This window comes from Xenorhabdus sp. KK7.4, assembly GCF_963876465.1.
Taxonomy (GTDB): domain Bacteria; phylum Pseudomonadota; class Gammaproteobacteria; order Enterobacterales; family Enterobacteriaceae; genus Xenorhabdus; species Xenorhabdus stockiae.
In genome coordinates, this window is sequence record NZ_CAWNQF010000133.1 from 1 (window position 1) to 26,310 (window position 26,310).

The following is a 26,310-nucleotide window of genomic DNA, read 5'->3' on the forward strand; positions in this document are numbered from 1 at the left end:
TTCCGCCTTGTACTGACTGGCCTGCGGCACAATCCCTTTGATATTGCCGTTCGCCCCGTCACCGAACAGGATCTGCTGCTCTTCCACAAATTTCAGGCCGTAGCGCATTTCACTGTCAATCAGCGATTTTAACTGACCGAAATCGTCCAGCACCTGCTTGGACGCCTTGAACATGTGCGCCAGTGTCGCCACCGGGGTAATTTGCGTGGCGAAGGTGATATCACTGTAAGGCGTTGCCGTGCCTTCCGGGACCGCCGCCGCTTTATTAGTAAAGCCGGTTTGTTGCACCCAGAAAATGGCGTTCGACGTGGTGGTTCCGCCGGCAATCAAATCGCGAATAAACAAACGGTGCTTGGGTTTGACGTCAATGTCAGGCAACCGGTGCGGCTCGATCACGCGATCCGGCAGTTGCGGGGTCGTCAGGGCGGCCTGCACCGGCACGGAAAGACGGCGGTTGGCAGAGATATTGCCGTTAACTGCCTTCATCAGCTCCGCAGAAATCACTTGCTGGCCTAATGTCTGTGCAACGTGTACCGCATTTTGCAGGGGCATTTGCGCCACATGCTGTTGCAGTTCACCCAGCTCAGCTTTGAGGGATTTTTCCGCTTCCCGCAGGGTATTCAGTTCCGCTGCCATCTTGTCAACGGACGCTTTGGTTTCCGTGGACAGACCACCGACTTTCTTCGCTTCGTTCAGGGCTTCTTCGGCTTTCGCATTGAACTGACTGTTGGCCGCTTCAATTTTGGCGGACAGGTTTTGTAACATTTCAATCGTATTAGACATGGTGAGATCCCGCATTATCGTGAGTTGGGAGTAAAGTTATTAACAGCGGTCGCCAGTTTGGCTACGCGGTGAGAACGAAGTGGCAGCATGAGTTATCTGTATTCCTTTAACCACTCAGGGAATGGGTAAAGAAATATTGGGTTTAGTTTCAAGTGTTAATCAATTGTTAAGCATTATTCGCTTGTTGTTACGGCATGATGGGTTTATTAGATTTACCAGTTTTTGTGATGATAACGTGATAAATGATGCGGAGAATAACTATGAAAAAGTATCTTCTTCTTTGCTTAGTAGCTAGCACAACGCTTTTAGCTTCAATGCAGACTTATGCTCTAACTTGTTCTGCGTTATATCCTGTAGGTAGTGATGATTGGAAGGAATGCACGGCATTATGCCTATTAGTTCCTGATGAACTACTATGTTTATAATTCTACAATCAGTAGGACGGTACTCCCGCCGTCCTCTCACCCACACTGTGTCCTAACATACTCCTGCAATCCCTGAATTATTTGCTCAGAGGTGGCAATGCGGTCTCTGAGTAACCAATAATTTCTGATAGCGGAGTCTGTAGGTCTGGCGGTGGCTGCATCATCCATGCCGGAGGTGGCAGTGGCTTCAGGCACTGGACACTTGGCTTTGATGTACACCCGCTCAGGGTGAGCAAGAGAAGCAGTGTGCAGCCGGTCAATTTCAGTCTTGGCATTGACGAGTTCCTGAGTGTGAATCTTGTCCAGTTCAGCGAGGTGCTGGATGCGCTCTTGCTGCTGATTTATCGCGATGACCTGTATGTCATACTGTCGCTTTAACCTACTGTATTCTTCGGCCTTGTCCTGATACTCGCTGTAGTAGAACCAGAACAAGCCAGAGACCATCACCAAAGCACCGAGAGTGAAGTACTGGCTGTTGAGTTTCATCACTATGAATTTAACCTTGCTTGCTCTTCTATCAGAAGTTGACGATAATTTTTATCAAAAATGCCTTTTAATGCTGGTTTCCTTTGGTGGTAATCCCAACCCATTGAGATAAAAACAGTGTTTGCCCTCTGTAATTCGGTAATGGCTTTAATCTGCCATTCAGTCAGGTAATCTCTGATGGCTTCACTTTTCCCAATATCATTAGATTTCTTAAACTTGGCGGATTTCATACCAAGCACGATGTCATTAATCAGGTCGGCTTCGAGGCTATAATGAAAATGCTCCGTAACTTTCCCGACCTGCTCCCGATTGTTTTTGATCGCATCAGTCATCGGTCGGTATTCAACTCTAGCCCTTTCCCGCTCAAGCCGAATCTGAGATTCTTTTGCTGCCTTTTCGCGAAACTTAATGAAACTGTCAACCAAGCGTACTTGTCCGTCACGGGCTTTTTCGCCACCGATAAATGGCATAGCAATCAAGAAGCCGCGCTCAGTTAATTCATAACAAGGCAATTCTTTGTTTTGTTTGCTTATATATGAGGAGCCTCTGAAATCGGAGCCTCCTAAATGCTGAGAAGCTATCAATGAATCGATGCTGCTCATTACCCTGAAGTGATCGCGTCCAAACTCACTGGCAATAACATCTGTTGTGACAACAGGTTGTCCATTGGATTTTTTAACTAAAAGTCTCATCTTGCGTATTCCTATAGAAATAAGAGCCTGCTGACGTAGAAATATCGCCCATGAGAGGTCGCCACCTAGCGATACTTCTCAGGCTCTATTTCTATAAGCTCATGATTGGATTTAGCGCACGTCAGTACGCAGATAAAAAGAAACCCCGCAAAAGCGAGGCTCAGAATTCAAAGTAGATTTTTTCGAATATCACGTAAGATCTCATGATAAAAACACCTGACGTTCAGATGCCCTACGCTTAGTCAGACCGTTCATCACTTTACCCGCTGCCTTATTCCATCTCTGGAATTCATCGGCTGCACCTTGGTAGTCGCCGGTATTGAGCTTCTTCAGTAAAGTAGAGCGAGCAAAGTTACCCGCACCGCAATTGAAGATGAATGAGCACAACGCATCAAACTGTCCCTGAGTCAGTGATACCTTCACGGCTGATTCAAGGGTGAGGTAAATAGGCTGAAGGTCATCATGCAGGAATGCTTCGGCCTGCTGTTCGGTGATGACTTGCCCCGGCTTAACGTATTTTGTGTGACCGTAGCCAATCGTCCACGGAGTACCACCTGTAGCCGGATCGGGATAGGCTTTCAGTTTCAGGCCTTCATATTGCTTGATGCACTCCAGACCTTTATTGCTGATTTCCATCAGATATTACCCCGCTGTTGCTCAGCTTTAGTCAGTAGCCTGAGAAACCGATAACGTTTGTAGAAATTGAAGTGAGCCCACGTCCAGTTGCGCTGTCGCATGACTTTCAGAAAACGCATATCAGCTCGCCACCAGTTCCGCAATTTACGCAGCACCCACCAACGGCGAACCTGATAAAACATTACAACCAGTGGAAATATCTTCACACCGTATATTTCCTTAATCATCTGTGAGCACCTGTCAGTCGGTTCCAGAAATACGTGAGAGCGATACTGCCCATTGCCCCGCACATACCTGCACTGGCGAATGTCATGTATAAGCTCAGCCCTGCCTCCAAACTGATAAAGCCGCCTATCAGTCCGGTAAATCCTGAAACAATGACTTGGGCAAATGCCCCAAGCCAACTCCAGCGGGCGTTGCTGGTTTTTATATCAATGATGTAGCGGACTATCCCGCCCCATGCAGAAAGCAGCAAAAGTATCAGCCATTGATGTAACTCAAAGCTGCTTGGGTCTTTATTTGGCATACGCATATTTCCACCCCATCAGAACAATGGGCGTCCGTGGGGTGAGTCTGTGGTCGCCCCTGTGAGTTGTAGTGAATAGGATGCCAGCCGCAATAGGAGATATTGAGGTTATGGGAGTGATTGCGGTGGCATAAATAGAAAAGGCCGCATTAGCAGCCTTGAATTCAGTGTGTAGATTTATTTCCAGTTGAAGCAAAAGTGCAGTGTCTTACCTACGTTTTGTTTTAGTAGGTCGCCTAGCTGCTTTGCTCCGTCAGACATATATAAAAAAACATTTGTAGCATTACTGGCATAGGCACCCAGATTATAAGTTGAGCCATTCACCACTACTTCAAGAGTTTTACCCCCTAAGTTCGGTTGGTTTTGAGTGTCAACTTGTAATGCTATAATATAAAAAGTACCAATGGGGTTCTCAGTCAATGTGAACGATAAGATGTTTCCAATACCTATAGTGCTTTGAAGATTAGTCAGAGTACCAAAAGTGGATTCATTTTCCCCCTTATCTACACCCTCGGTCAAATATCCCCAATCTTGAGCCTGTTGCTGAACATAAAGATATTGGCTAGTACCTACCTTAAGATCAAAAGACAGCATTGTGTCTTCTGGGCATATTGGCTTTATTTCTGCCTTCACTAACTCCCAATCACAAGCCATCATATCGTCTTGTGTAGGCTGCCAAGATGTAAGTTCACTATTTTTCTCAACTATTCCTATCTGAGGCGGAATATTTTTACCATCATTGCTCGTTGAACTAGGAATAAGTTTTATATATTCACTAGAGGGACTCCAACCATCACGACGAACCCAATGCCCTAAATACACTTGAATTATTGCCCATGGAAAAGTACCGACTGGGGGTACACCGTCAACTTCAAATTCAACATTAACGGCCTTCGTCTTCTTAACCTTATATTGCTCAGGATCAAACGGACATTGCGTACTATCCAGCTTATTAACATCAGACATAAACACCTCACTTTATTATTCGTTAAAGGTCATTTCATCCTACTGCTAACTAGCCAGTTAATATTACTGAGGTCAGGTTGTTATCTCAATTGAATAGCCTGTAACAGAATCAATACGCCTTAAAATAGGGCAGCGTATTATAAAGTTTGTCTGTTAGTCGAGTGCGTGATTCAGTGAGGTGTATATTTGAAGTTTGGTGCTACTATGACTTAATTTGTAGGGATCGAGATGCTGCTCATATCAACCAAAATAACATCTAAGATACTGATTTAATATGGTATATGGCGCTGTCCGACCCTGATCTAACTGCTTGACTTTGTTCCTGCTACACCATTGGCTGACCGCTCACGTGATTAGAGTCTCATTACACCCCCGTGTGGCGAGATTTTAACAGGTGTGAACGGTCAACAAATGGCATAGATGATTGTCTAGGATATTACTTTTGACACAAACAAAAAACCCCGCAAAACGCGAGGCTGTAGGATATTAATGATGTTTAATTTTCCAATGCCATCTTCACTGCTTTCTCAGCATGTATAGCGGCCGTGTCATACAATGGAATATTTGTATCAAGTTGGCTCACAAGCAGGCCAATTTCAGTGCATCCTAAAATAATGGCTTCAGCACCTTTGGAATAGAGGTCTTGGATGATATTCAAATAGCTCTGACGTGAATTTGGTCGAATTTCACCAACACATAACTCATCATAAATTACACTATGAACTAAATCCCTCTGCTCGTCGTCTGGCACAATGACTTCAATATTAAATTTATTAGTTAATCTTGCTTTATAGAAATCTTCTTCCATTGTGAATCGCGTTCCCAATAAACCTACTTTCTTGATGCCGTCACCAATCAATACTTCTGCGGTTGCATCCGCGATATGAAGTACGGGAATAGAAATGAATTTTTCTATATCATCAGCAATCTTATGCATTGTATTGGTGCATATCACTAAAAAATCAGCGCCACCAGCTTCAACAGATTTAGCCGTAGCACTCAATAACGTAGCTGCTTCATTCCAGCGGGAAGAACGTTGTAATTTTTCAATTTCATCGAAATCCACACTAAACAAACATATTTTGGCAGAATGAAGGCCTTTTAATTCCTCCTTGATTCCCCGATTAATTGCTTGGTAATAGCTAACCGTCGATTCCCAGCTCATTCCCCCTAGCATACCGATTGTTTTCATTCATTATCCTCAATGTTTTTAAATGATCTTGTCGCAATTTGTAATTAATCTTAATAAAAGAGAGGTTAGCTAATGACATTAGCATTGAAGATTTTTAATACAAATAAAATTTATTATATAGATCTTAATTCAGTTATTAGTGGGTACCAGAAAACAAAAAAACCATATCCCCTACTTGGATACATTTCAATAGATAACAGTAGACGATAATAGAGTATTATTTTGAACTATTCTTTGATTTTACTGGACTTAGTAGACTTTGATTGACTGAGGGAGATGTTTATATGGAGCGGGTGAAGGGAATCGAACCCTCGTCGTAGGCTTGGGAAGCCTCTGCTCTACCATTGAGCTACATCCGCATAGCAGTATGACGCAGTCAAATATATACCTCTTACCGAATATCAGCAACTGCTTATCAATTAAACGCGGTTCAATTTTTCATTCAACTACATCAATTTATCTTATTAGATAAAAATACGCCCTGCACATTTAACTGAGCAGGGCTTATTATAGGTTTTAATCAAAAATGATTATTTATTCGGACGCATAGCCGGGAACAGGATCACGTCACGGATGGTATGGCTGTCAGTGAATAACATCACCATACGGTCGATACCGATGCCCAGACCTGCTGTTGGTGGCATGCCGTGTTCCAATGCAGTGACGTAGTCATCATCGTAGAACATCGCTTCGTCGTCACCTTCGTCTTTCTGACGAACCTGCTCAGCAAAACGTTCAGCCTGATCTTCTGCATCGTTCAGCTCGGAGAAACCGTTACCAATTTCACGTCCGCCAATGAAGAATTCAAAACGATCAGTAATGAATGGATTATCATCATTACGGCGTGCCAACGGAGAAACTTCTGCCGGATATTCAGTAATGAATGTTGGCTGGATTAAGTGGCTTTCTGCGGTCTCTTCAAAAATTTCGCACTGAATACGACCCAATCCCCAGCTTTTATCAACTTCAATACCAATAGATTCAGCGATAACCACTGCTTTATCCATATCATCCAGATCCGCCATGTTGGTTTCCGGGCGATATTTGCAGATTGCTTCTTTCATGGTCATTTTGACGAAAGGTTTGCCAAAATCGAACTCTTGTTCGCCGTATTTGACCAACGTCGTTCCCAGTACATCCTGAGTCAAGGTACGGAACAGTTCTTCAGTCAGAACGATCAGATCCTGATAATCCGCATAAGCCATGTAGAGTTCCATCATGGTGAACTCTGGGTTATGACGTGGAGAAATACCTTCGTTACGGAAGTTGCGGTTGATTTCAAACACGCGTTCAAAACCACCAACCACCAGGCGTTTCAGATAAAGCTCTGGTGCAATACGCAGATACATGTCGATATCCAGCGCATTGTGGTGGGTAGTGAATGGACGTGCACTCGCCCCACCCGGGATAGCCTGCATCATTGGCGTTTCGACTTCCATGAAGTCTTTACTGACCATGAAATTACGCAGTGCAGCCATAACGCGGGAGCGGATCTGGAATGTCTTGCGCGATTCATCATTGGAAATCAGATCCAGATAACGCTGACGATAACGCGTTTCCTGATCCGCTAGGCCGTGGAATTTATCCGGCAATGGGCGCAGTGCTTTAGTCAGCAGACGCAACTCACTACAGTGGATAGAAAGCTCACCCGTTTTGGTTTTAAACAACTTACCGCGTGCGCCTAAAATGTCACCCAAATCCCATTTTTTGAACTGCTCGTTATAGATGCCTTCCGGCAGATCATCACGAGAAACGTAGATCTGAATACGACCGCCCATATCCTGCAAGGTCGCAAAAGAGGCCTTGCCCATGATACGGCGGGTCATCATACGACCAGCAACAGTGACTTCAACATTCAGTGCTTCCAGCTCTTCCTGCGTCTTATCATCGTATTTTGCATGCAGATCTTCAGAAATATTTTCACGACGAAAATCATTCGGGAATGCGATACCGTTACTACGCAGTGTAACCAGTTTCTCACGGCGTGTTTTCAGTTCGTTATTTAAGTCAGGAGCCTGCTCAGCCCCCTGCTGTTGTTGCGACATTTTAGTTCCTCATAGGCCAGCTTTTAAGCTTGCTTCAATGAATTTGTCCAAATCACCATCCAGCACAGATTGCGTATTACGGGTTTCAACACCTGTACGCAGGTCTTTAATGCGGGAATCATCTAAAACGTAAGAGCGGATTTGGCTACCCCAGCCGATATCCGATTTGTTCTCTTCCATTACCTGTTTATCAGCATTTTTCTTTTGCATTTCCAGCTCATACAGTTTGGCTTTCAACTGTTTCATCGCCTGATCTTTGTTTTTATGCTGAGAACGATCATTCTGACACTGAGTGACAATGCCTGTCGGTTCGTGGGTAATGCGCACCGCAGATTCGGTTTTGTTGACATGCTGACCACCAGCACCAGAAGCACGATATACATCAATACGCAAATCAGCAGGATTGATTTCAATATCAATGTCATCATCAACTTCAGGGTAAATAAAGGCAGAGCTGAATGATGTATGGCGACGACCGCCGGAATCAAACGGGCTTTTACGTACCAAGCGATGTACACCTGTTTCAGTACGCAGCCAGCCGTAAGCATACTCACCGATGATTTTGATGGTAGCGGATTTCAAACCGGCTACATCACCATCAGATTCTTCGATAATTTCAGTCTTGAAACCCTTGGAATCGGCCCAGCGCAGATACATACGCATCAGCATGCTAGCCCAGTCCTGTGCTTCTGTACCACCAGAGCCAGCCTGTAGATCCAGATAACAATTCGCGTTGTCATACTCGCCTGAGAACATACGGCGGAATTCAAGCTGACCCAGTTTTTCTTCCAGTTGTTCCAATTCAGCTATTGCTTCATTGAAAGTCTCTTCATCATCAGCTTCAACGGCCAGCTCCAGCAAGCCGCTCACATCTTCCAGTCCCTGTTCAAGCTGATCAATCGTTTCAACGATGCCTTCCAATGATGAACGTTCTTTGCCTAACGCCTGTGCCCGCTCCGGCTCATTCCAGACATCAGGCTGCTCTAATTCAGCATTAACTTCTTCTAAACGTTCTTTCTTGGCATCATAGTCAAAGATACCCCCTCAGAACTGCTGTCCGCTCAGACAGGTTCTGAATCTGGTTTTTTACCGGATTAATTTCAAACATATTTCGTGTCTTATACGTTGTGGTTTATAAAAACGATGGTTTTTATAGAAAGATGACCATAGAGATTGTCGAACCGTGCATTGTAACGGATCTGACACAGGGTTTATAGCATTTCAATTGATTTGCCACATAATCAAACCTGATTATGTGGCAATGGATTCAGGTTTTGTCTTATCATTTCGGCGATGTAATCCGAGCAATCACTCTGGCTTATTTAACAGGGCCAGATGTGCTGGATCAAAAGCTGAACATCACGATTACCACGAAACTCATTAATATCCAGTTTATAAGCCAATTCGACCGTTTTGACGCTATTGTCAGGCCAGTACTTGGTGTCAATGTTAAAAGCAATACCATCCAGCATTGGCCCTCCGTTTAATGGCTCAATCATGACTTTCAGATGCTTTTCACCCACAATCCGCTGTTGCAACAGCCTGAATTTTCCGTCAAATACCGGCTCAGAAAATGCCTGCCCCCAAGGGCCACCATCCCGAAGAACCTCTGCGATCTCCAGTGATAGTTCTCCCAGCGTCAGCTCACCATCGCTCCAGACAACGCCTTCTAGCTGTGCTATATCCAGCCACTCAGCGACCAAGGCAGAGAAATGGCGCTGAAACAATTCAAATTTATCCTGTTCTAACGATAATCCGGCAGCCATTGCATGACCACCAAATTTCAGCATTAATCCGGGATATAAAGTATCAAGGCGCTCAAGAGCATCGCGCATATGCAGCCCGTTGATGGAACGGCCTGAACCTTTCAGTGTGCCATCACCCGCCGGAGCAAAAGCAATCACTGGCCGATGAAAGCGTTCTTTGATGCGAGATGCCAGAATGCCGACTACTCCCTGATGCCACTCTGGATGATAAATAGCCAGCCCATAAGGCAATTCGGTATGAGTGCGCTCAATCTGGTCACAAATTTGCAAGGCTTCCTGCTGCATTCCTTGCTCGATTTCGCGCCGTGTCTGGTTCAGGCCATCCAGTTCACAGGCAATCTGCCGGGCCTGAGCCATATCGTCAGTTAATAACAGCGTGACCCCAACGGACATATCATCCAGCCGTCCTGCGGCATTTAACCGTGGCCCAAGGGAAAATCCCAAATCACTGGCTGATAATTTTGCTGCTTCCCGTTTAGAAATTTCCAGCAATGCCCGGATACCGGCACAACAGCGCCCGGCACGGATCCGATTCAATCCCTGATACACCAAAATGCGATTATTGGTATCAAGCGGAACCACATCAGCTACTGTTCCCAGAGCAACCAGATCAAGCAGTTCCGCCAGATTGGGCAAAGGAATATCCTGTTGTTCAAACCACGATATTTTACGTAATTCGGCCCTGAGAGCTGACATCAGATAAAAAGCGACACCGACACCTGCCAGCGCTTTTGAAGGGAAGGAGCAATCCGTCAGATTCGGGTTAACAATGGCATCTGCGGTTGGCAACGTTTCTCCCGGCAAATGGTGATCTGTAACGATCACTTTAAGCCCGTGCTGATGGGCAACCATGACACCATCATGGGAAGAGATCCCATTATCCACGGTGATGATCAGATCTGCGCCTCTTTTCACAACATCGTTTACAACCTGCACACTCAAGCCATAGCCATCTTCAAAGCGATTAGGCACAAAGTAATCCAGATCCCGATACCCCATTGCACGTAACGCCCGAATGCTTAATGCGGTACTGGTCGCGCCGTCAGCATCAAAATCACCAACAATAACAATGCGCCAACGTTGCTGTAATGCTTCAACAAGCAGAGAAACAGCCCTGTCTATACCACTGAGGGACTGATAATTGAGTAATCCTTTAGCACCGCGTTCTAACTCATCAGCCTGACGTATGCCTCGTGTGACATAAAGACGGCGTAATAGTGGATGGATACTATCAGGAAGGAGACTATCATCCGCCGCTGGACGGCGGCGGAGCTGTGTTTTTCTATTCACTGGATTAATTCATCACTGGATTTTAATGATTACTGAGTTTAATTCACCGCGTATTATTTGCTTACAGCAAGATACTCTGGTGATTATTCACCATGCTGTGCCAATGCCTTAGCTAAATCTTTTGGCGGTAAAAAACCACTAATCAGAGTACCGTCTTTGAGTACAATTGCCGGTGTTCCATTGATGCCAAACTGTAAACCCAGCTCGTAATGCTTGGCGATATCCTTTTTACAACTCTCAATAGGTGAAATTTTATCCCCTTTGAAAGCAGCATCCAGTGCCTTGTTAGCTTTCGCACTGCACCAGATTGATTGCATATCTTTAGCTGATTGATGTTCCAGACCGTGACGCGGGAATGCCAGATAACGGACCGTAATTCCTTCGTCGTTATATTCCTTCATATTTTCATGCAGCTTACGGCAGTAACCACAAGTGATATCTGTAAACACCGTGACGACATATTTTTCTTTCGGTGCTTTATAAATAATCATCTGACCTTTCAGGGCTTCCAGTTTTTCCACCAGTGATTTATTGACAATTTGCTTTGGAATTTTGCTGCTGATGTCATAAAGCGGGCCCTGAAACATATAATGGCCATCGTTGGATAGATAAATCGTTCCATGCTGAGTTAAAACACTACTTACACCAGCAATCCCTGATGGACTAATACTTTCTGCTTTGAGGCCCATATTTGATAATGACTGATTAATCATACTATTATCAGCAAATGCATTACCGATAAAAGCAGTAAGTATTAAGGAAAGACAAAACGCAATCTTTTTCATTTTTTGTTCCTTTTTCATCCTGCTTCGCAATTTCTCCACAAATAACGTCCGTTGAGCCGCTATTTATAAATGAGTTATCCGCGAGGATGATGTTGTTGGTGCAGCACTTTGAGACGCTCAGTTGCCACATGAGTATAAATTTGCGTTGTGGAGAGATCACTGTGACCCAGTAACATCTGCACAACCCGTAAATCAGCGCCATGATTAATTAAATGTGTTGCAAAAGCATGACGTAAAACGTGGGGAGATAAACGTTCCGAATCGATGCCAGCCAATACTGCATAATACTTGATCCGGTGCCAGAAGGTCTGGCGCGTCATCTGTGTCCCACGTTTACTGGGAAAAAATACATCGGATACTATGCCATTCAGCAGCCACGGACGTCCATATTCAAGATATTGTTCCAGCCAGTACAGTGCTTCTTCCCCCAAAGGAACTAACCTTTCTTTGTTCCCTTTCCCCACTATTCTGACAACTCCCTGACGCAAACTCACATCTGATAATGTCAGCCCGACTAATTCGGATACCCGTAAACCACAAGCATAAAGCACTTCAAGCATTGCCTTATCCCGTAACTCTATCGGTTGGTCACTCGAAGGCGTATTCAGCAAATTTTCAACCTGTTTTTCGCTTAAATCTTTCGGCAAGCGCTTAGGTAATTTAGGGGCAGATAAAAGTACAGTAGGATCATCCGCCCGAATGTTTTCACGATAAAGATACTGAAATAATCTGCGCATTGCACTTAACAAACGCGCTGAACTACTGGCTTTATAACCGCCATCTACCCGCTCAGCCAAAAATGATTGTAATTCAATAGACTGAACAGAAAGTAAATCATAGCCCCCATGAACTAACCAGTTATTCAGGCACTGTAAATCCAGCCGATAAGAAGCAAGTGTATTCTCTGCCAGATCCTTTTCCAGCCAGATCGCATCCAAAAATTGCTCTATCAGAGGATCAGGTAACGGGCTTTGTTCCGGTACATCATTTTTTGATAAGTCATGTTTTTTTGGCACAAGCCCTCCTTTGTATCCGTGCTTTCCGGTCAGCTATTATGCCTGAAAAAGCAATTCTTCTGTTACAATGCCTCTTCTGATATTAAAAATTCACTGATAATTAATGATGAAAATTGGTCTATTTTACGGTTCTACCACTTGCTACACTGAAATGGTAGCAGAAAAAATACGCGATATTCTTGGTGAAGATCTGATTGATCTGCATAACGTCAAAGATTGTGACCCTCAATTGATGGAAGAGTATTCCGTCTTAATTCTCGGTATGCCTACATGGGATTTCGGTGAAATACAGGAAGACTGGCTGGCTATTTGGGATCAACTTCCATCACTGGATTTATCAGGCAAAATTGTTGCTATGTATGGTATGGGTGATCAAATTGATTACAGTGAATGGTTTCTGGATGCGCTGGGAATGCTGTATCACCATCTGCTGCCTACTGGCGCACAGTTTATTGGTTTCTGGCCAACTGAAGGCTATGAATTCACCAGCCCAAAACCACTGACTGATGATGGCAAACAGTTTGTCGGCCTTGCTCTGGATGATGTGAACCAGTTTGAAGAAACCGATGAACGTCTGAGTCAGTGGTGTATGCAGATATTAGCAGAGATGGAAGCGCTATTTTAATATACGAAGTCCACCGGACATAAGATTAGTTATTCTTTATTGGTTATGTATCGGGGTATTGACGCATCAGCTGGTTGAGATAGCGCCACATTTGCGGTGGCATACTGTCTGATGCCACCCATAACCGAATAGCAGACTTATGACGAAAACCTTTCGGTTGCTCAAGCGCGCACAGTGAAAGCATCATTCCATAACGGGTAAGCCACGGCGGCTGAGTCATTTCCCACCTTACATTTTGCCAATGTACTTTATTGCCCTGCAACAGTATCAATTGCCCCTGACACTGTTGAATATTTTTCTGGCTTCGTACCCAACTCACCATAATCATGGCAAGGATTGGGATAACAAGCACTGGGAACCCGAAATAAAGGTTTTTAGCGGACCACGGTGCGAATAAAGCAGCCAGCGCAATCATTCCATGTACACAGGAAGAGAACCATCGCGTCTGGCGGGATAACCTCAGTTTACTGTTCCACAGGGCCACGAGCCTGATTTCTGCTTTGGATCAGTTGCACCATACCGAAAAGCGCTTCATCTTCCGGACGACCATGATTCATTAGCCAGTTGAACAGATCAGGATCCGGACATTCCAGCAAACGAACAAAAATATGCTTTTCATCATCACTTAAAGAATCATATTCATATTCAAAAAATGGCATGATAGAAATATCCAGCTCACGCATTCCACGACGACATGCCCAGTGAATACGCGCTTTATTGTTAATATCCATGTTTAAAAAGCCTCTTGATTATTTTCATTCGTGCCATTGGTGCGGTAAGGCTTTTACTCGATTGCTGCAAAGAACCTCTACCACAAGAAATTACTGTTGCCCCTGTAAAAACAACGGCTGTAAGAATAGAGTGAAAGGTTAACAAGTTTACCGCTATTACAAAAATGATCACGATTGCAAAATTTCACATTCAGGCATAATTATCAGCGATTCCGTACTGTTTTTCACTAATTACAGCCCTGGATTCCGTTTTATATCTACAATATGCGAGAAGCTTCGCAACAGGTTAACAATAAACATTCAACAGAAAAATAACCGGAATAACCCCTTTGCATTGGGCTTCATCTCTTTTACCATTAACGTTATTTCTCAGATAGCTTATGGCAGGAGCTGTTATGGCTTACCAAATTCCGTTTTCTGCACAATCCCCATCGCCTTCCGCAACGCTCCCCCTCACGTTAATTTCCCTTGATGATTGGGCAATAGTGACTGCAATCGGAGCTGATGCCGAAAAATATCTGCAAGGTCAGATAACTGCGGATATTCATTCTCTGGATGCAAACCAGCATGTGTTATGCGCACACTGTGATGCCAAAGGTAAGATGTGGAGTAATCTGCGGTTGTTTCATCGCGGAGAAGGTTTTGCCTATATCGGACGTCGTTCCATATTGGATACTCAACTGGCTGAATTGAAGAAATATGCTGTATTCTCTAAAGTCACCTTCGCCAAAGATGAAGAAAGTATCTTACTTGGTATCGCAGGTTCAGGAAGCAGGGAAGCACTAGCGGCATTTTTTCCGGTACTGCCTGATACAGAAACAGCCGTTATCCAGCATGAAACCACAACCCTTCTCCACTTCTCTCTTCCAACAGAACGCTTTCTTCTCATAACAGATAGTGCAACCGCAGCTCAGTTAACCGAAACGTTAGTAGAGCAATCTCAGGCACAGATGAACAATAGCCCACAATGGCTGGCGCTGGAAATTGAAGCGGGGTTCCCTGTTATTGATGAAGCTAACAGTGTGCAATTTATTCCGCAGGCCACCAATCTTCAGGCTCTTGAAGGCAGTATCAATTTCCAGAAAGGGTGTTATACCGGTCAGGAAATGGTAGCCCGGGCTAAATATCGCGGAGCTAATAAGCGGGCTATGTACTGGCTGGCTGGCAACGCTTCTTCCCTGCCGGTGGCTGGTGATGATTTGGAGTGGCAGCTAGGTGATAAATGGCGCAGGACTGGTACAGTTCTCGCTTCAGTCAGATTGGCTGATGATTCAGTCTGGATACAAGCCGTCATGAATAATGATATGGAGGCAGACAGCGTATTCCGCGTTCGTGAGGATGAACACTCCTCCCTTTCTATACAGGCATTACCCTATTCATTGGAAGAAAAATAATAATTGAGGTCTTTTATGTCAAAAACTGTAACCGCTGTTGATTTTGGGCCATTTACTGATGTCATTTCCTTTATCATGGAACTGGACAAGTTAAAAAATGTATACCGCAAAACAAAGATCCTGAGTAATGAGCGTCATGAAAACTCTGCGGAGCATAGCTGGCACTTTGCACTGGCAGTTATCAGTTTTGCTCCCTATGCCGGCAATGTAAATATCAGCCGAGTCATCCAGATGGCCCTGATCCACGATATTGTCGAAATCGATGCAGGGGATGTTATCGCGTTTGACTTGGCGGCCCGTGAAGCCATCCACGAGCAGGAGGTACAAGCTGCTAAACGTATTTTCGGTTTACTGCCGGAATCGCAAAGAGATCATTTTCTGGCTCTTTGGCACGAATACGAAGACGGAGAAACACCGGAAGCATGCTTTGCTAAAATGCTCGACAGAGTTATGCCGGTGTTGATGAACCTGCATAACAACGGTCAAAGCTGGGTAGAAAACGGCATTCGTTTTGAACAAGCCTTTAATTTACTCAGTTTCATTTCTGAGAGTTATCCTGAATTCTGGCAATATTTACTACCACAGTTAGAAGCAGCAAGAGAGAAAGGCTGGTTAAAAGAGTAATTGTTTATCATAACCTCAATTGCACCGTAATATACGGTGCAATTTTATAAGCGATATTTTTTATCTGTATTAATTCATCATGAGATATTGTTCAGCCAGCTTATCGAGAAAAACAAATAATTTATTATTCATTTCACTATAATCATGAGTGCGTAATACTTCTGGTGTCTGAACAAATTTATATTCATTCGCTTTACTCAGTTCTTTTTCTGAGTTTTGGATAAGTAGCTCAACCACCTCTGTGGTCAGCTCCATATGGCATTGGAAAGCATAAACCAGATGTTGATATTCAATAATCTGTCTGGGGCAACTTTCACTAAAAGCGATAACTTTTGCATCTGGCGTTAAACCCGGCATGTCACCATGCCAATGCCCTACTTCAAGCACTTCACCAAAATGGCTAAATTTGTTATTTTTCAAACCCTCTTCAGTGAGCATAATTGGATACTTACCAATTTCTTTTTCAGGGCTATTCTCAAAACCGGCGCCTAGTGCTGTACCAATTAATTGTGCACCAAGACAAACTCCAATAACGGCTTTATTTGATGAAATGGCTTTTAAAATAAGCTGCTTCTCTGATGCCGCATCAAAATGTGGACACTCAGCGATTGTGGTTGCCGGGCTTTGTGGTCCACCCATCACTATCAGAAAATCAATATCATCCAGTGAATCCGGTAACTTTTCCCCAAGATAAACCCGTGAAAATGTGGTTTGGTATCCCCTCGCCTTAGCCCAGTCTTCATATGCGCCCGGCGCTTCAAAATACTCATGTACAACAAAATGAATTCGCATTACGTTATTGCCTTAGAAAAAAGTCAAACTATTTCTTGTAAATTTAAAATCAGGTAAATCTAAAAAAGCAGTATGAGACTCCTCTCAATACTGCTTTTTTTCTTTAAATTAATAAAGTTATGTCTATATTAACGATAATCTTCGATAGGTGCGCAGGAACAATGCAGATTGCGGTCACCATACACATCGTCCAGACGTTTTACTGTCGGCCAGTATTTGTTTTCTTTTGTCTCTATGGTTGGGAAAACGGCGACTTCACGGCTATACGCGTGATCCCACTCAGAAACCAGCTCAGCCTGAACGTGCGGTGCATTCACCAGCGGGTTATCTTCCAGTGGCCAATCACCTTTTGCCACTTTGTTGATTTCTTCACGAATTGCCAGCATGGCATTAATGAAGCGATCAATTTCCATTTTGCTTTCAGATTCAGTTGGCTCAACCATCAGAGTTCCCGCAACAGGGAATGACATAGTTGGTGCATGGAAACCATAGTCAATCAAACGCTTGGCGATGTCCATTTCACTGATACCGAACTCTTCTTTCAATGGGCGAATATCCAGAATACATTCGTGAGCAACATAACCATCACGACCGGTATAGAGGATGTCATAAGCCCCTTTCAGGCGAGCAGCAATGTAATTTGCATTCAGGATCGCAACCTGACTGGCCTGTTTTAGACCTTTTGCACCCATCATACGAATGTACATCCAGCTAATCGGCAAAATGGACGCACTACCAAATGGCGCGGCGGATACTGCTCCCTGCGAGGTTAATGAATCCATTTCCACCACTGAGTGCCCCGGAAGGAACGGTGCAAGATGTTTTTTCACACCAATTGGCCCCATGCCCGGCCCGCCACCACCGTGTGGAATGCAGAAGGTTTTATGCAGGTTAAGGTGTGAGACATCAGCACCGATAAAGCCCGGCGTAGTGATCCCTACCTGAGCGTTCATATTTGCGCCATCAAGGTAAACCTGCCCGCCATTTTGGTGAATGATGTCACAAACTTGGCGAATTGTTTCTTCGTATACACCGTGGGTTGATGGGTATGTCACCATGATACAAGCTAGTTCATCACGATGTTTTTCGGCTTTTTCCCGCAGGTCAGTCAGATCGATATTGCCATCTTTATCACAATCGACCACAACCACGGTCATGCCAGCCATGTGTGCGGATGCCGGGTTTGTACCATGTGCAGAGCTTGGGATCAGGCAGATATGACGGTGTTGCTCGCCACGGCTGGCATAGTAATGGCGAATAGCCAGTAGACCGGCATATTCTCCCTGAGCACCTGAGTTTGGCTGCATAGATACGGCATCATAACCCGTCAGCAATACCAGCCAGTTGGAGAGCTGGTTAATTAATTGCTGATAGCCCTGTGCCTGTTCTGGAGGGCAGAAAGGGTGCAGATCCGTAAATTCAGGCCATGTGATTGGCATAATTTCGGCGGCTGCGTTCAATTTCATTGTGCATGAACCCAACGGGATCATTGCTTGGTTCAATGCCAGATCTTTACGTTCCAGACTGTGCAGATAGCGCATCATATCTGTTTCACTGTGATAACGGCGGAAGTTGTCATGGATCAGAATTTCATCATTACGCAACATTGAAACCGGAACAGACTGGCTGCCTTCTGAAATTTCAAGATCAATTGCATCAACATCTAATACCGTTTCAGTGCCAGTTAAAACCTGAAACAAGGTTATCAAATCTTCACGACTGGTTTTTTCACTTAATGACACACCAATTGCACCAAGAATATCTGTACGCAAATTGATGTGTGCTTTTTCAGCACGTGTCAATACTGGTGTCTTATCGGTGACTTCTACTGTCAATGTATCGAACCACGTATTGTGGCGCAGGGTTAAACCCGCTTTTTGCAGAGCTGATGCTAAAATATCAGTCAGTCGGTGAATACGCTCTGCTATTCTTTTCAGACCTTCGGCACCATGATAAACTGCATACATACCAGCAATATTTGCCAGTAATACCTGCGATGTACAAATATTAGAGTTCGCCTTTTCACGACGAATATGTTGCTCACGTGTCTGCATCGCCATACGTAATGCCCGGTTTCCGGCAGCATCACGGGAAACGCCAATAATTCGGCCAGGCATTGAACGTTTGTATTCATCACGGCAGGCAAAGAACGCGGCATATGGGCCACCGTAACCCATCGGAACACCAAAACGCTGCGCTGATCCAAAGACAATATCAGCACCCTGCTTACCCGGTGCTGTCAGCATGACTAATGCCATGATATCAGCAGCAACGCTGACAATAATTTTTTGCTGTTTCAGTTTTGTAATGAGATCACTGTAATCATGGACTTCACCGGTAGTACCTACCTGTTGCAGCAGAACACCAAAGATGCCTTCCAGTTCCAGGACTTTTTCTGCTTTATCAACAATGACATCAAATCCAAATGTCGCCGCTCGTGTACGAACCACATCCAGTGTCTGCGGGTGAATATCATCAGCAACAAAGAAACGCTCAGCATTTTTCAGTTTGCTGACACGTTTTGCCATTGCCATTGATTCTGCCGCCGCAGTTGCTTCATCCAATAGTGATGCTGAAGCGAGATCTAATCCGGTTAGATCGATGGTGACTTGCTGAAAATTCAGCAGGGCTTCCAGTCTCCCCTGAGAAACTTCCGGCTGGTATGGTGTATATGCAGTATACCAACCCGGGTTTTCCAACAGGTTACGCAGGATGACCGGCGGGAGAATTGAAGGAGCATATCCCATACCAATATAAGACTGGTAACGCTTGTTCTGACCTGCAATTGCCTTCAGTTCAGCCAGTGCCTGTTGTTCTGTCGCACCATCTCCTACTGCTGGTGGTTCTGCCAGTGCGATATCACGGGGAACAATTTTATTAGTGAGATCGTCAAGGGAGCTTGCATCTACCATTGCCAACATTTCTTTTTGCTGTCCGGCAGAAGAACCAATGTGACGACGAATGAATTCACCTTGATTTTCAAGTTGGATTAGAGTCTGGGTCATTGATAATAATTTCCTGAAACTAGCTAAAAACGGCACATATAAAAAACGCCCCGCTCACGGTATAGTTCCAGTGGTGCGGGGCGATAAATGCTTACTCTTCTTCTACCAGTAATGCCCGATATTTTTCTGCATCAAGCAGCTCGGACAATTTACTTTCATCAGTCACCTTGATGCGGAACAACCAGCCATCATTATAAGGTTCGCTATTCACTAATTCCGGCGAGCCTTCCAGAGCCGGGTTAACAGCAATGACTTCGCCACTCAGTGGTGCATAAATATCAGAAGCAGCCTTAACTGATTCAACAACAGCGCAATCATCACCAACATTTACCTGCATTCCGATTTCAGGTAAGTCAATGAACACCATGTCGCCCAATAACTGCTGGGCATGTTCGGTAATACCCACGGTGTATTCGCCATTCCCTTCAGAACGAACCCACTCGTGTGACTCGGTATATTTTAATTCAACGGGTACATGACTCATCGGTTCCATCTCCTTATTTTTTATTAATTAAAATGTTGCGATCAAAATCATCCTACAAGCGATTTACCCATCCGCACAAAGCCCGGTTTCACAACCTGAACGGGCATCTCACGATTACGGATCTGGACAACCGCCTGCTTTCCAACCCCTCGCGGTATCCGTGCAAGGGCAATACTGAATCCTAATGTAGGGGAGAATGTTCCACTGGTAATAGCACCAAAATGTGTTGCACCCGTTTCATCTGTAAAACCAACTGTTAACCCACTGCGCAATACACCTTTCTCACGCATGATTAATCCGACTAGTTGTTCTGTTCCGGCCTCACGTTGTTTTAAAAGAGCTTCGCGGCCAATAAACTGGCGATCTTCGGGTTCCCATGCGATTGTCCATCCCATGTTAGCCGCCAATGGAGAGATGGATTCATCCATTTCCTGACCATAAAGGTTCATTCCGGCTTCAAGACGCAATGTATCCCGCGCCCCCAATCCTGCCGGCTTGACGCCTTCTTTCAGTAATTGTTGCCAAAAATCAGCAGCCTGTTCTTGAGGCATGGCTATTTCATATCCAGCCTCACCGGTATAACCGGTAGTTGCAATAAATAAATCACCGGCCTGCACACCAAAAAATGGCTTCATACCTGTAATGGCTTGTTTTTGTTCATCACTTAACAAAGATTGAACTTTAGATTGTGCATTCGGGCCTTGCACCGCAATGAGCGCCAAATCATCACGCACGGTGATCTCAACCGGATATTTTTCAGCATGCTGTTTTATCCATGCTAAGTCTTTCTCGCGTGTTGCTGAGTTAACAACCATGCGATAAAAATCGTTTGTGAAAAAATAGACAATCAGGTCATCAATAACACCGCCGGAAGCATTCAGCATGCCGGTATAGAGTGCCTTGCCTTTTTCAGTCAGTTTGGCAACATCATTTGCCAGAAGATAGCGGAGGAAATCGCGGCAGCCAGTGCCGTGTAAGTCCACGATGGTCATATGGGAAACATCGAACATACCCGCGTCAGTACGCACCGAGTGATGCTCGTCGATTTGTGAGCCGTAGTGAAGGGGCATCATCCAGCCATGAAAATCTACCATGCGCGCTCCGCATGCCAGATGTTGCTCATACAATGGGGTGTGTTTTGACATTATTTCCCTCTTTCCATTCTTGACATGAAGATGTTCTTGATCTGAGTAAATACGGCGTATTAACCGACAAATATTGGATCATGAAGCAGAAAAACGGTTAACAGCGCAAACGATACCTTGGACTAGAAGTTATCACTGAAAAGGGAAATGAACCATAGGATAAATTATTAACACTGTAGTGATAGCTTCAAAAATGCTTCACTATCATGCAGGATTTTTTTCTAATTTATTGTGGAAGGACGCTAAAAACTGGCAGTAAAATACAAAATATATACTTTTTTTATTAGAAACAGACTAAAGCGCGAAGCAAATTGACTGAATACACTTTAGCCTGATATAAAAAAAACTAATCCTAAATTGAAGTCGGCATTAGAATTTTTCAACTGAATGGGGCTGAGTCATCAACCAATCCGGTAAATCATGAAGGCCCATTGCATGACGAAGCAATTGTGGTTTCACTCCGGGTAAACGGTCAACCATAGCCAGCCCTACATCACGAACCAGCTTTTTGACAGGGTTATTTCCATCAAATAGCTGGCGAAAACCCTGCATACCAGCCAGCATGACAGCTGCACTGTGTTTACGACGACGCTCATAACGACCAAGATAGAGATATTGCCCGATATCTTTGCCCTCCTGATTCAGCCGGTTAAGTTCGCCAATCAGCTCTGCTACATCCATAAACCCCAGATTGACTCCCTGACCGGCTAACGGATGGATCGTATGTGCGGCATCCCCTAATAAAGCTAACCGATGGGCCGCAAAATTACGCGCATAACGCCCCATCAAAGGAATGGTTTGCCGCTCACTAACCAGCTCGCATTGCCCCAGACGCATATCAAAGGTAGCGCTCAACTGTCGGTTGAATAACTCAGTATCCATTGCTTTACGCTGTTTTGCTGCTTCAGCGGGTAACGACCAGACAATAGAGCATAAATGTGGATCAGACAGTGGTAGAAAAGCAAGAATGCCATCCCCGTGGAAGACCTGACGGGCAACACCTTGATGGGGTTCTGCTGTATGAATGGTAGCCACCAGTGCATGATGTTCATAATCCCAGAACGTCAGTGGAATATCCGCATGCTGACGCAACCATGAGTGAGCACCATCCGCACCAACCACCAACCGTGAAGTCAACATGCTTTCATCAGACAGAGTAATAAAGGCTTCATTTTCTCCCCATGCAACATTTTTCAGCGAAACAGGAGAATACACCGTGATATCAGAGAGACTTTCGGCCTGTTCCCACAACACCTGCCTGATAACCCGGTTTTCGATGATATGCCCAAGATGACTCAGACCATTTTCTGCTGCACTGAACTGAATGCGCCCAAAACTATCCAGATCCCAGACTTCCATTCCCTGATAAGGGCTGGCGCGCATTGCCAGTATCTTCTGCCAGACGCCAAGATGAGTTAATAATCTTTCACTGGCAGCATTGATGGCAGAAACACGCAGCGCATGCTCATCATTGGTATGAAATTTACCGGTTGGCGGGTGTTCTTCAACAATCGCAATACGCAAGCCGCTACCCTGTAAACCACAGGCCAGCGCAAGGCCAACCATACCGCCTCCTGCGATCACCACATCAAATGACTGCATGTTTTTATTTCCTCTTAATCTGACTTACTCTGCCGTTGAATGATGGTTGACCCACCCGAGTGTCTGGCGAGCCAGTGTTCCTTTCGTCAATGGCAACATTTCCATCGCCATCAGCCCAAGATTTCTCCCGGCCTTCAACGGAAAATAATCATTGGCAAACAACCTGACCAACCCATCAGTAATACCAATTGTTACTTCTCGATCAACATCCCGTCGCTGCCGGTAGCGCGCCAGAACGTTATAAGAACCAATATCTAGCCCTTCAATCGCAGCTTCAGAAATCACCTGAGCCAGCGCCATAACATCACGCATACCCAGATTAAAACCCTGTCCTGCAATCGGATGCAGCGTTTGCGATGAGTTACCTACCAGTGCCAGACGATGGCTAATCTGCTGCCCGGCAGTGGATAAAGCCAACGGATAACAGTGTCGCTGACCTGTTTCCAACATTTTACCCAGTCTCCAGCCAAAGGCTTTCTGTAACTGGTGAAGAAATTCACTATCTTTCCACTGACTGATTTCGGGCAGTTTTTCTGATGGATGACACCAGACCAGTGAACTGCGCCCTTCTGACATTGGCAGCAATGCTAACGGGCCATGCTTGGTAAATCGCTCAAACGCCCGTCCCTGAGGATTTTCAGATGTCAGAACATTGGCAATAATGGCCGCCTGACCATAATTTTGCCGTTGCCACGGAATATGACAGGCACTGGCCACAGCGGACTGGCTTCCGTCTGCTGCTACCAGCAGTTTTCCCGTCAGTTTTTCACCGTTATCCAAAGTAATGGAGACAGAAGAGTCGAAACGCTCAACAGAATTCACTTTTGCCGGACAGTAAAGCCGGATATTCGGTGCCTGTTTTAATAAACCAAATAAACAACTTCCGGCATTGTGCAATTCAATCACGTTGCCCAATGCCGGAATGTTATAGTCATCCGCTCGGATATTCACAAAACCGCTATGACCGCGATCACTGACATGAACGTGAGTAATTGGCGTCACACAATCTTTCAGGGCAGACCAGATGCCTATCTGGTTTAAACGCTGACATGTGCCATAAGCTAAGGCAATTGCCCTTGCATCAAAACCCGGATGTTCCTGTGCCGGCTCTGCCGCTTCAATTAAAGAAACCTGCAACTGCCCCCGACTTAAAGCAGAAATGGCAAGCGCCAGTGTTGCACCAGCCATTCCTCCTCCTACGATAATCACGCTCATTATCACTTCCTGATTACTTTCCCCTTCGTTTTTCAAACTACCTGCTAACTGCGATACCGTTTGAAATCCATCGGGTGTATGACTCTAACTCTATTTTGCCTGTGCCATCAGTGCTTCAATTTCATCAGGATCTTTAACGACATATTCGGTTAAATTTTCATTACCTGATTCTGTAATCAAAATATCGTCTTCAATACGGATCCCAATTCCCCGATATTCCGGTGGCACATCAGCATCCGGTGCGATATACAGCCCCGGTTCAACAGTCAGTACCATGCCCGGTTCCAGAATACGATCACGATCCACACCATAGTGCCCTACATCGTGAACATCCAGACCCAGCCAGTGACTTAAACCATGCATGAAAAATTGGCGATAAGCATTGGTCTCGATCAAATATTCGACTTCGCCGTGCAGAATGCCTAGCTTAACCAATTCTTCAACCATGATACGCACAACCTGCCCCGTCACTTCTCTCATGCTGGTGCCCGGTTTATAAAGCTCCAGCGAGACATTGATGGATTTCAGCACAATGTCATAAATTTCTCGCTGAGGGCGGGTAAATTTACCATTGACCGGAAATGTCCGCGTAATATCGCCCGCATAACCTTTATATTCACAACCGGCATCGATAAGCACCAAATCGCCAGTTTTCATACAGCGATCATTTTCTGTGTAATGCAGAATGCAGGCATTCTCGCCGGAACCAACAATAGTGTTATAAGCAGGATAGCGTGCACCGTGATAGGTAAATTCATGGTGAATTTCCGCTTCAAGCTGATATTCAAACATATCCGGGCGACAACGCTGCATTGCTCGGGTATGAGCCTGTGCACTGATTTGCCCCGCTTTACGCATGATTTCTAATTCAGCTTCTGATTTAAACAGACGCATTTCATGCAGCCACGGGCGCCAGTCAGCCATGATTGATGGCACAGTGAGATTACGACGGCTGTTTTTCCGTAATTTATCCAGGGCACTGAAGACTATCTCATCCGCATATTCAAATTCGCCCTGCGCATGATAAACCACGTCCAGCCCGTTCAGCAGCAGGTAGAGTTGCTCGTCAAGAGCATCAAAGGGTAAAGCGCGATTAACGCCCAGTTTTTCCGGCGCTGCTTCTTGCCCGAGCCGGCGACCAGACCAGATTTCCGCCGTCAAATCACGCACCCGGTTAAACAACACACTGTGATTATGAGTTTCATCACTTTTGATCAGGATAAGAACCGACTCTGGTTCATTAAATCCAGTCAGGTAAAGAAAATCACTATGTTGACGATAAGGATATTCACTATCTGAATTGCGTGTCGCATGCGGGGCTGCAAAAATAATGGCCGCACTGGCCGGTGCCATTTTCGACAATAATACCTGACGACGGGACAAATATTCTTGTTTGGTCATACCCTCTCCTGCAATCTCATTATTATTAGTTATTAATTAATCACCAATCAATGCAGCGTTGGTTTTTCGTTTTTGGTATTGCCTGCTTTTTTAGGTGTCGCCAGTGCGATGTAGCAGAGTTGCACTGCAACACGAACATATTCCAGTACTTCTTCCAGTGCCTGAGCTAACTCTTCCTGATCTTCGCTTTCGTCATATCCCAGCATCCCTATATTACGTAAATCCGTAATAACTTCCTGAATTTCTTTTCTTTCTGTTAACTTAGGATCAGCTACGCCTAACCCTAACAAGAAGTGGTTTACCCAACCTGCCAACGCATCGGCACATGCAAAAATACCCTCTTCATCATCAGGAAGCAGTAAATTAAAGTGGAAATTACTGTCATCCAATAACTCGAAGGTTGTTTCATACAATTCTCTGATTGGCTGCGCGAGGATCTGTGAAAATGCCAGACCGTCATTGGCAAGATCATGGACAAGAGCCTGCCAGCTACTGTCGTGATTTCCACCGCACAGTAACCCGCTGATTAAACCGTGCATTTCCGCGGCAGTTAAAGCTACGGACTGTTGATGCAAAATTTCATCAAATGACTGATAATTAGGTAATGAGTTTTGTATAGACATGTATATTGATCATCGTTGGCGATATAAGTTCATGCTATGCTACCATCAAGGGGAGTCGCTA

At 44.9% G+C, this 26,310-nt stretch carries 26 protein-coding genes and 1 tRNA gene; 3 read left to right on the forward strand and 24 right to left on the reverse strand.

Features of this window, described 5'->3' with window-relative positions; all coding sequences use genetic code 11:
* The 14 genes from AACS90_RS20905 to xerD form a co-directional block, all read right to left on the reverse strand.
* A partial coding sequence (locus AACS90_RS20905) for a phage major capsid protein (protein ID WP_099121350.1) occupies positions 1-783 on the reverse strand: 783 nt, incomplete at its 3' end.
* A 461-nt stretch (positions 784-1,244) separates the two neighbouring features.
* The gene (locus AACS90_RS20910) at positions 1,245-1,694 is read right to left on the reverse strand and encodes a lysis protein (RefSeq protein WP_099121351.1); all 450 of its coding nucleotides are present in this window, start codon (positions 1,692-1,694) and stop codon (positions 1,245-1,247) included.
* 2 nt (positions 1,695-1,696) lie between these two features.
* Complete coding sequence (locus AACS90_RS20915) at positions 1,697-2,386, reverse strand: Rha family transcriptional regulator (protein ID WP_099121352.1); 690 nt, start codon at positions 2,384-2,386, stop codon at positions 1,697-1,699.
* A 201-nt stretch (positions 2,387-2,587) separates the two neighbouring features.
* Positions 2,588-3,022 (reverse strand): lysozyme, encoded by a 435-nt coding sequence (locus AACS90_RS20920; RefSeq protein WP_099121353.1) that lies wholly within the window; start codon positions 3,020-3,022, stop codon positions 2,588-2,590.
* Positions 3,022-3,249 carry a hypothetical protein gene (locus AACS90_RS20925; protein WP_099121354.1) on the reverse strand — a complete coding sequence of 76 codons (228 nt, stop codon included), beginning with the start codon at positions 3,247-3,249 and terminating at the stop codon, positions 3,022-3,024. The genes AACS90_RS20920 and AACS90_RS20925 overlap by 1 nt, the downstream gene beginning before the upstream one ends.
* Positions 3,246-3,554, reverse strand: a complete 309-nt coding sequence (locus AACS90_RS20930) for a phage holin family protein (RefSeq protein WP_099121355.1) — start codon at positions 3,552-3,554, stop codon at positions 3,246-3,248. Before AACS90_RS20930 ends, AACS90_RS20925 begins: the two co-directional genes overlap by 4 nt.
* A 171-nt stretch (positions 3,555-3,725) precedes the next feature.
* Positions 3,726-4,514, reverse strand: coding sequence for a DUF2829 domain-containing protein (locus AACS90_RS20935; protein ID WP_099121356.1), 789 nt, complete (start codon positions 4,512-4,514; stop codon positions 3,726-3,728).
* A gap of 496 nt (positions 4,515-5,010) precedes the next feature.
* Positions 5,011-5,706, reverse strand: coding sequence for an aspartate/glutamate racemase family protein (locus tag AACS90_RS20940; RefSeq protein WP_099121357.1), 696 nt, complete (start codon positions 5,704-5,706; stop codon positions 5,011-5,013).
* 285 nt (positions 5,707-5,991) lie between these two features.
* A tRNA-Gly gene (locus AACS90_RS20945) sits at positions 5,992-6,065 on the reverse strand.
* A 171-nt stretch (positions 6,066-6,236) separates the two neighbouring features.
* Positions 6,237-7,751, reverse strand: coding sequence for a lysine--tRNA ligase (lysS, locus tag AACS90_RS20950; protein ID WP_099111374.1), 1,515 nt, complete (start codon positions 7,749-7,751; stop codon positions 6,237-6,239).
* Positions 7,752-7,760: 9 nt separating this feature from the next.
* A protein-coding gene (gene prfB, locus AACS90_RS20955) for a peptide chain release factor 2 (RefSeq protein WP_099111375.1) occupies positions 7,761-8,859 on the reverse strand; the annotation gives its coding sequence in 2 pieces (ribosomal slippage) (positions 7,761-8,783 and positions 8,785-8,859; 1,098 coding nt in all).
* 214 nt (positions 8,860-9,073) lie between these two features.
* Positions 9,074-10,807 carry a single-stranded-DNA-specific exonuclease RecJ gene (gene recJ / locus AACS90_RS20960; RefSeq protein ID WP_099121358.1) on the reverse strand — a complete coding sequence of 578 codons (1,734 nt, stop codon included), beginning with the start codon at positions 10,805-10,807 and terminating at the stop codon, positions 9,074-9,076.
* Between the two features lie 83 nt (positions 10,808-10,890).
* Positions 10,891-11,592 (reverse strand): bifunctional protein-disulfide isomerase/oxidoreductase DsbC, encoded by a 702-nt coding sequence (gene dsbC, locus AACS90_RS20965; protein ID WP_099121359.1) that lies wholly within the window; start codon positions 11,590-11,592, stop codon positions 10,891-10,893.
* Positions 11,593-11,666: 74 nt separating this feature from the next.
* Entirely contained in the window at positions 11,667-12,545 is an 879-nt protein-coding gene (gene xerD, locus AACS90_RS20970) for a site-specific tyrosine recombinase XerD (RefSeq protein ID WP_099121481.1), read from the reverse strand.
* Between the two features lie 169 nt (positions 12,546-12,714).
* Between xerD and fldB the strand changes: the two genes are divergently transcribed.
* Positions 12,715-13,233 (forward strand): flavodoxin FldB, encoded by a 519-nt coding sequence (fldB, locus tag AACS90_RS20975; protein WP_099111413.1) that lies wholly within the window; start codon positions 12,715-12,717, stop codon positions 13,231-13,233.
* Positions 13,234-13,276: 43 nt separating this feature from the next.
* On the opposite strand, the gene AACS90_RS20980 is transcribed toward fldB, so the two are convergent.
* Together AACS90_RS20980 and sdhE are read right to left on the reverse strand one after the other, a co-directional pair.
* Positions 13,277-13,717, reverse strand: a complete 441-nt coding sequence (locus AACS90_RS20980; protein WP_193757163.1) for a protein YgfX — start codon at positions 13,715-13,717, stop codon at positions 13,277-13,279.
* Entirely contained in the window at positions 13,698-13,964 is a 267-nt protein-coding gene (sdhE, locus tag AACS90_RS20985; RefSeq protein WP_099111378.1) for an FAD assembly factor SdhE, read from the reverse strand. The genes AACS90_RS20980 and sdhE overlap by 20 nt, the downstream gene beginning before the upstream one ends.
* Positions 13,965-14,359: 395 nt before the next feature.
* Here sdhE and ygfZ point away from each other — a divergent pair, with 395 nt between their 5' ends.
* Both ygfZ and AACS90_RS20995 read left to right on the forward strand, forming a co-directional pair.
* Positions 14,360-15,358 (forward strand): tRNA-modifying protein YgfZ, encoded by a 999-nt coding sequence (gene ygfZ, locus AACS90_RS20990; protein ID WP_099121360.1) that lies wholly within the window; start codon positions 14,360-14,362, stop codon positions 15,356-15,358.
* Between the two features lie 15 nt (positions 15,359-15,373).
* A complete protein-coding gene (locus tag AACS90_RS20995; RefSeq protein ID WP_099121361.1) occupies positions 15,374-15,982 on the forward strand; it encodes an HD domain-containing protein in 609 nt (202 codons plus the stop codon).
* Between the two features lie 69 nt (positions 15,983-16,051).
* Here AACS90_RS20995 and AACS90_RS21000 read toward each other — a convergent pair whose 3' ends face one another.
* The 8 genes from AACS90_RS21000 to AACS90_RS21035 form a co-directional block, all read right to left on the reverse strand.
* Entirely contained in the window at positions 16,052-16,774 is a 723-nt protein-coding gene (locus AACS90_RS21000; RefSeq protein ID WP_099121362.1) for a type 1 glutamine amidotransferase, read from the reverse strand.
* Between the two features lie 128 nt (positions 16,775-16,902).
* The gene (gene gcvP / locus AACS90_RS21005; protein WP_099121363.1) at positions 16,903-19,779 is read right to left on the reverse strand and encodes an aminomethyl-transferring glycine dehydrogenase; all 2,877 of its coding nucleotides are present in this window, start codon (positions 19,777-19,779) and stop codon (positions 16,903-16,905) included.
* A gap of 91 nt (positions 19,780-19,870) precedes the next feature.
* Positions 19,871-20,263 carry a glycine cleavage system protein GcvH gene (gene gcvH / locus AACS90_RS21010; protein ID WP_099121364.1) on the reverse strand — a complete coding sequence of 131 codons (393 nt, stop codon included), beginning with the start codon at positions 20,261-20,263 and terminating at the stop codon, positions 19,871-19,873.
* Positions 20,264-20,310: 47 nt separating this feature from the next.
* Positions 20,311-21,408 (reverse strand): glycine cleavage system aminomethyltransferase GcvT, encoded by a 1,098-nt coding sequence (gene gcvT / locus AACS90_RS21015; protein WP_099121365.1) that lies wholly within the window; start codon positions 21,406-21,408, stop codon positions 20,311-20,313.
* Between the two features lie 369 nt (positions 21,409-21,777).
* A complete protein-coding gene (gene ubiI / locus AACS90_RS21020; RefSeq protein WP_099121366.1) occupies positions 21,778-23,010 on the reverse strand; it encodes an FAD-dependent 2-octaprenylphenol hydroxylase in 1,233 nt (410 codons plus the stop codon).
* Positions 23,011-23,034: 24 nt separating this feature from the next.
* Complete coding sequence (gene ubiH / locus AACS90_RS21025; protein WP_099121367.1) at positions 23,035-24,225, reverse strand: 2-octaprenyl-6-methoxyphenyl hydroxylase; 1,191 nt, start codon at positions 24,223-24,225, stop codon at positions 23,035-23,037.
* Between the two features lie 90 nt (positions 24,226-24,315).
* A complete protein-coding gene (gene pepP, locus AACS90_RS21030) occupies positions 24,316-25,626 on the reverse strand; it encodes a Xaa-Pro aminopeptidase (RefSeq protein ID WP_099121368.1) in 1,311 nt (436 codons plus the stop codon).
* A 47-nt stretch (positions 25,627-25,673) separates the two neighbouring features.
* Positions 25,674-26,249, reverse strand: coding sequence for a YecA/YgfB family protein (locus tag AACS90_RS21035; protein ID WP_099121369.1), 576 nt, complete (start codon positions 26,247-26,249; stop codon positions 25,674-25,676).
* Positions 26,250-26,310: the final 61 nt, after the last annotated feature.

Bases quoted from the DNA above. Each gene is read 5' to 3' on its own strand.
- AACS90_RS20910 (WP_099121351.1), bottom strand. From the start codon at position 1,694: ATGAAACTCAACAGCCAGTACTTCACTCTCGGTGCTTTGGTGATGGTC.
- AACS90_RS20915 (WP_099121352.1), bottom strand. From the start codon at position 2,386: ATGAGACTTTTAGTTAAAAAATCCAATGGACAACCTGTTGTCACAACA.
- AACS90_RS20920 (WP_099121353.1), bottom strand. From the start codon at position 3,022: ATGGAAATCAGCAATAAAGGTCTGGAGTGCATCAAGCAATATGAAGGC.
- AACS90_RS20925 (WP_099121354.1), bottom strand. From the start codon at position 3,249: ATGATTAAGGAAATATACGGTGTGAAGATATTTCCACTGGTTGTAATG.
- AACS90_RS20930 (WP_099121355.1), bottom strand. From the start codon at position 3,554: ATGCGTATGCCAAATAAAGACCCAAGCAGCTTTGAGTTACATCAATGG.
- AACS90_RS20935 (WP_099121356.1), bottom strand. From the start codon at position 4,514: ATGTCTGATGTTAATAAGCTGGATAGTACGCAATGTCCGTTTGATCCT.
- AACS90_RS20940 (WP_099121357.1), bottom strand. From the start codon at position 5,706: ATGAAAACAATCGGTATGCTAGGGGGAATGAGCTGGGAATCGACGGTT.
- lysS (WP_099111374.1), bottom strand. From the start codon at position 7,751: ATGTCGCAACAACAGCAGGGGGCTGAGCAGGCTCCTGACTTAAATAAC.
- dsbC (WP_099121359.1), bottom strand. From the start codon at position 11,592: ATGAAAAAGATTGCGTTTTGTCTTTCCTTAATACTTACTGCTTTTATC.
- fldB (WP_099111413.1), top strand. From the start codon at position 12,715: ATGAAAATTGGTCTATTTTACGGTTCTACCACTTGCTACACTGAAATG.
- sdhE (WP_099111378.1), bottom strand. From the start codon at position 13,964: ATGGATATTAACAATAAAGCGCGTATTCACTGGGCATGTCGTCGTGGA.
- ygfZ (WP_099121360.1), top strand. From the start codon at position 14,360: ATGGCTTACCAAATTCCGTTTTCTGCACAATCCCCATCGCCTTCCGCA.
- AACS90_RS20995 (WP_099121361.1), top strand. From the start codon at position 15,374: ATGTCAAAAACTGTAACCGCTGTTGATTTTGGGCCATTTACTGATGTC.
- AACS90_RS21000 (WP_099121362.1), bottom strand. From the start codon at position 16,774: ATGCGAATTCATTTTGTTGTACATGAGTATTTTGAAGCGCCGGGCGCA.
- gcvP (WP_099121363.1), bottom strand. From the start codon at position 19,779: ATGACCCAGACTCTAATCCAACTTGAAAATCAAGGTGAATTCATTCGT.
- gcvH (WP_099121364.1), bottom strand. From the start codon at position 20,263: ATGAGTCATGTACCCGTTGAATTAAAATATACCGAGTCACACGAGTGG.
- gcvT (WP_099121365.1), bottom strand. From the start codon at position 21,408: ATGTCAAAACACACCCCATTGTATGAGCAACATCTGGCATGCGGAGCG.
- ubiI (WP_099121366.1), bottom strand. From the start codon at position 23,010: ATGCAGTCATTTGATGTGGTGATCGCAGGAGGCGGTATGGTTGGCCTT.
- ubiH (WP_099121367.1), bottom strand. From the start codon at position 24,225: ATGAGCGTGATTATCGTAGGAGGAGGAATGGCTGGTGCAACACTGGCG.
- pepP (WP_099121368.1), bottom strand. From the start codon at position 25,626: ATGACCAAACAAGAATATTTGTCCCGTCGTCAGGTATTATTGTCGAAA.
- AACS90_RS21035 (WP_099121369.1), bottom strand. From the start codon at position 26,249: ATGTCTATACAAAACTCATTACCTAATTATCAGTCATTTGATGAAATT.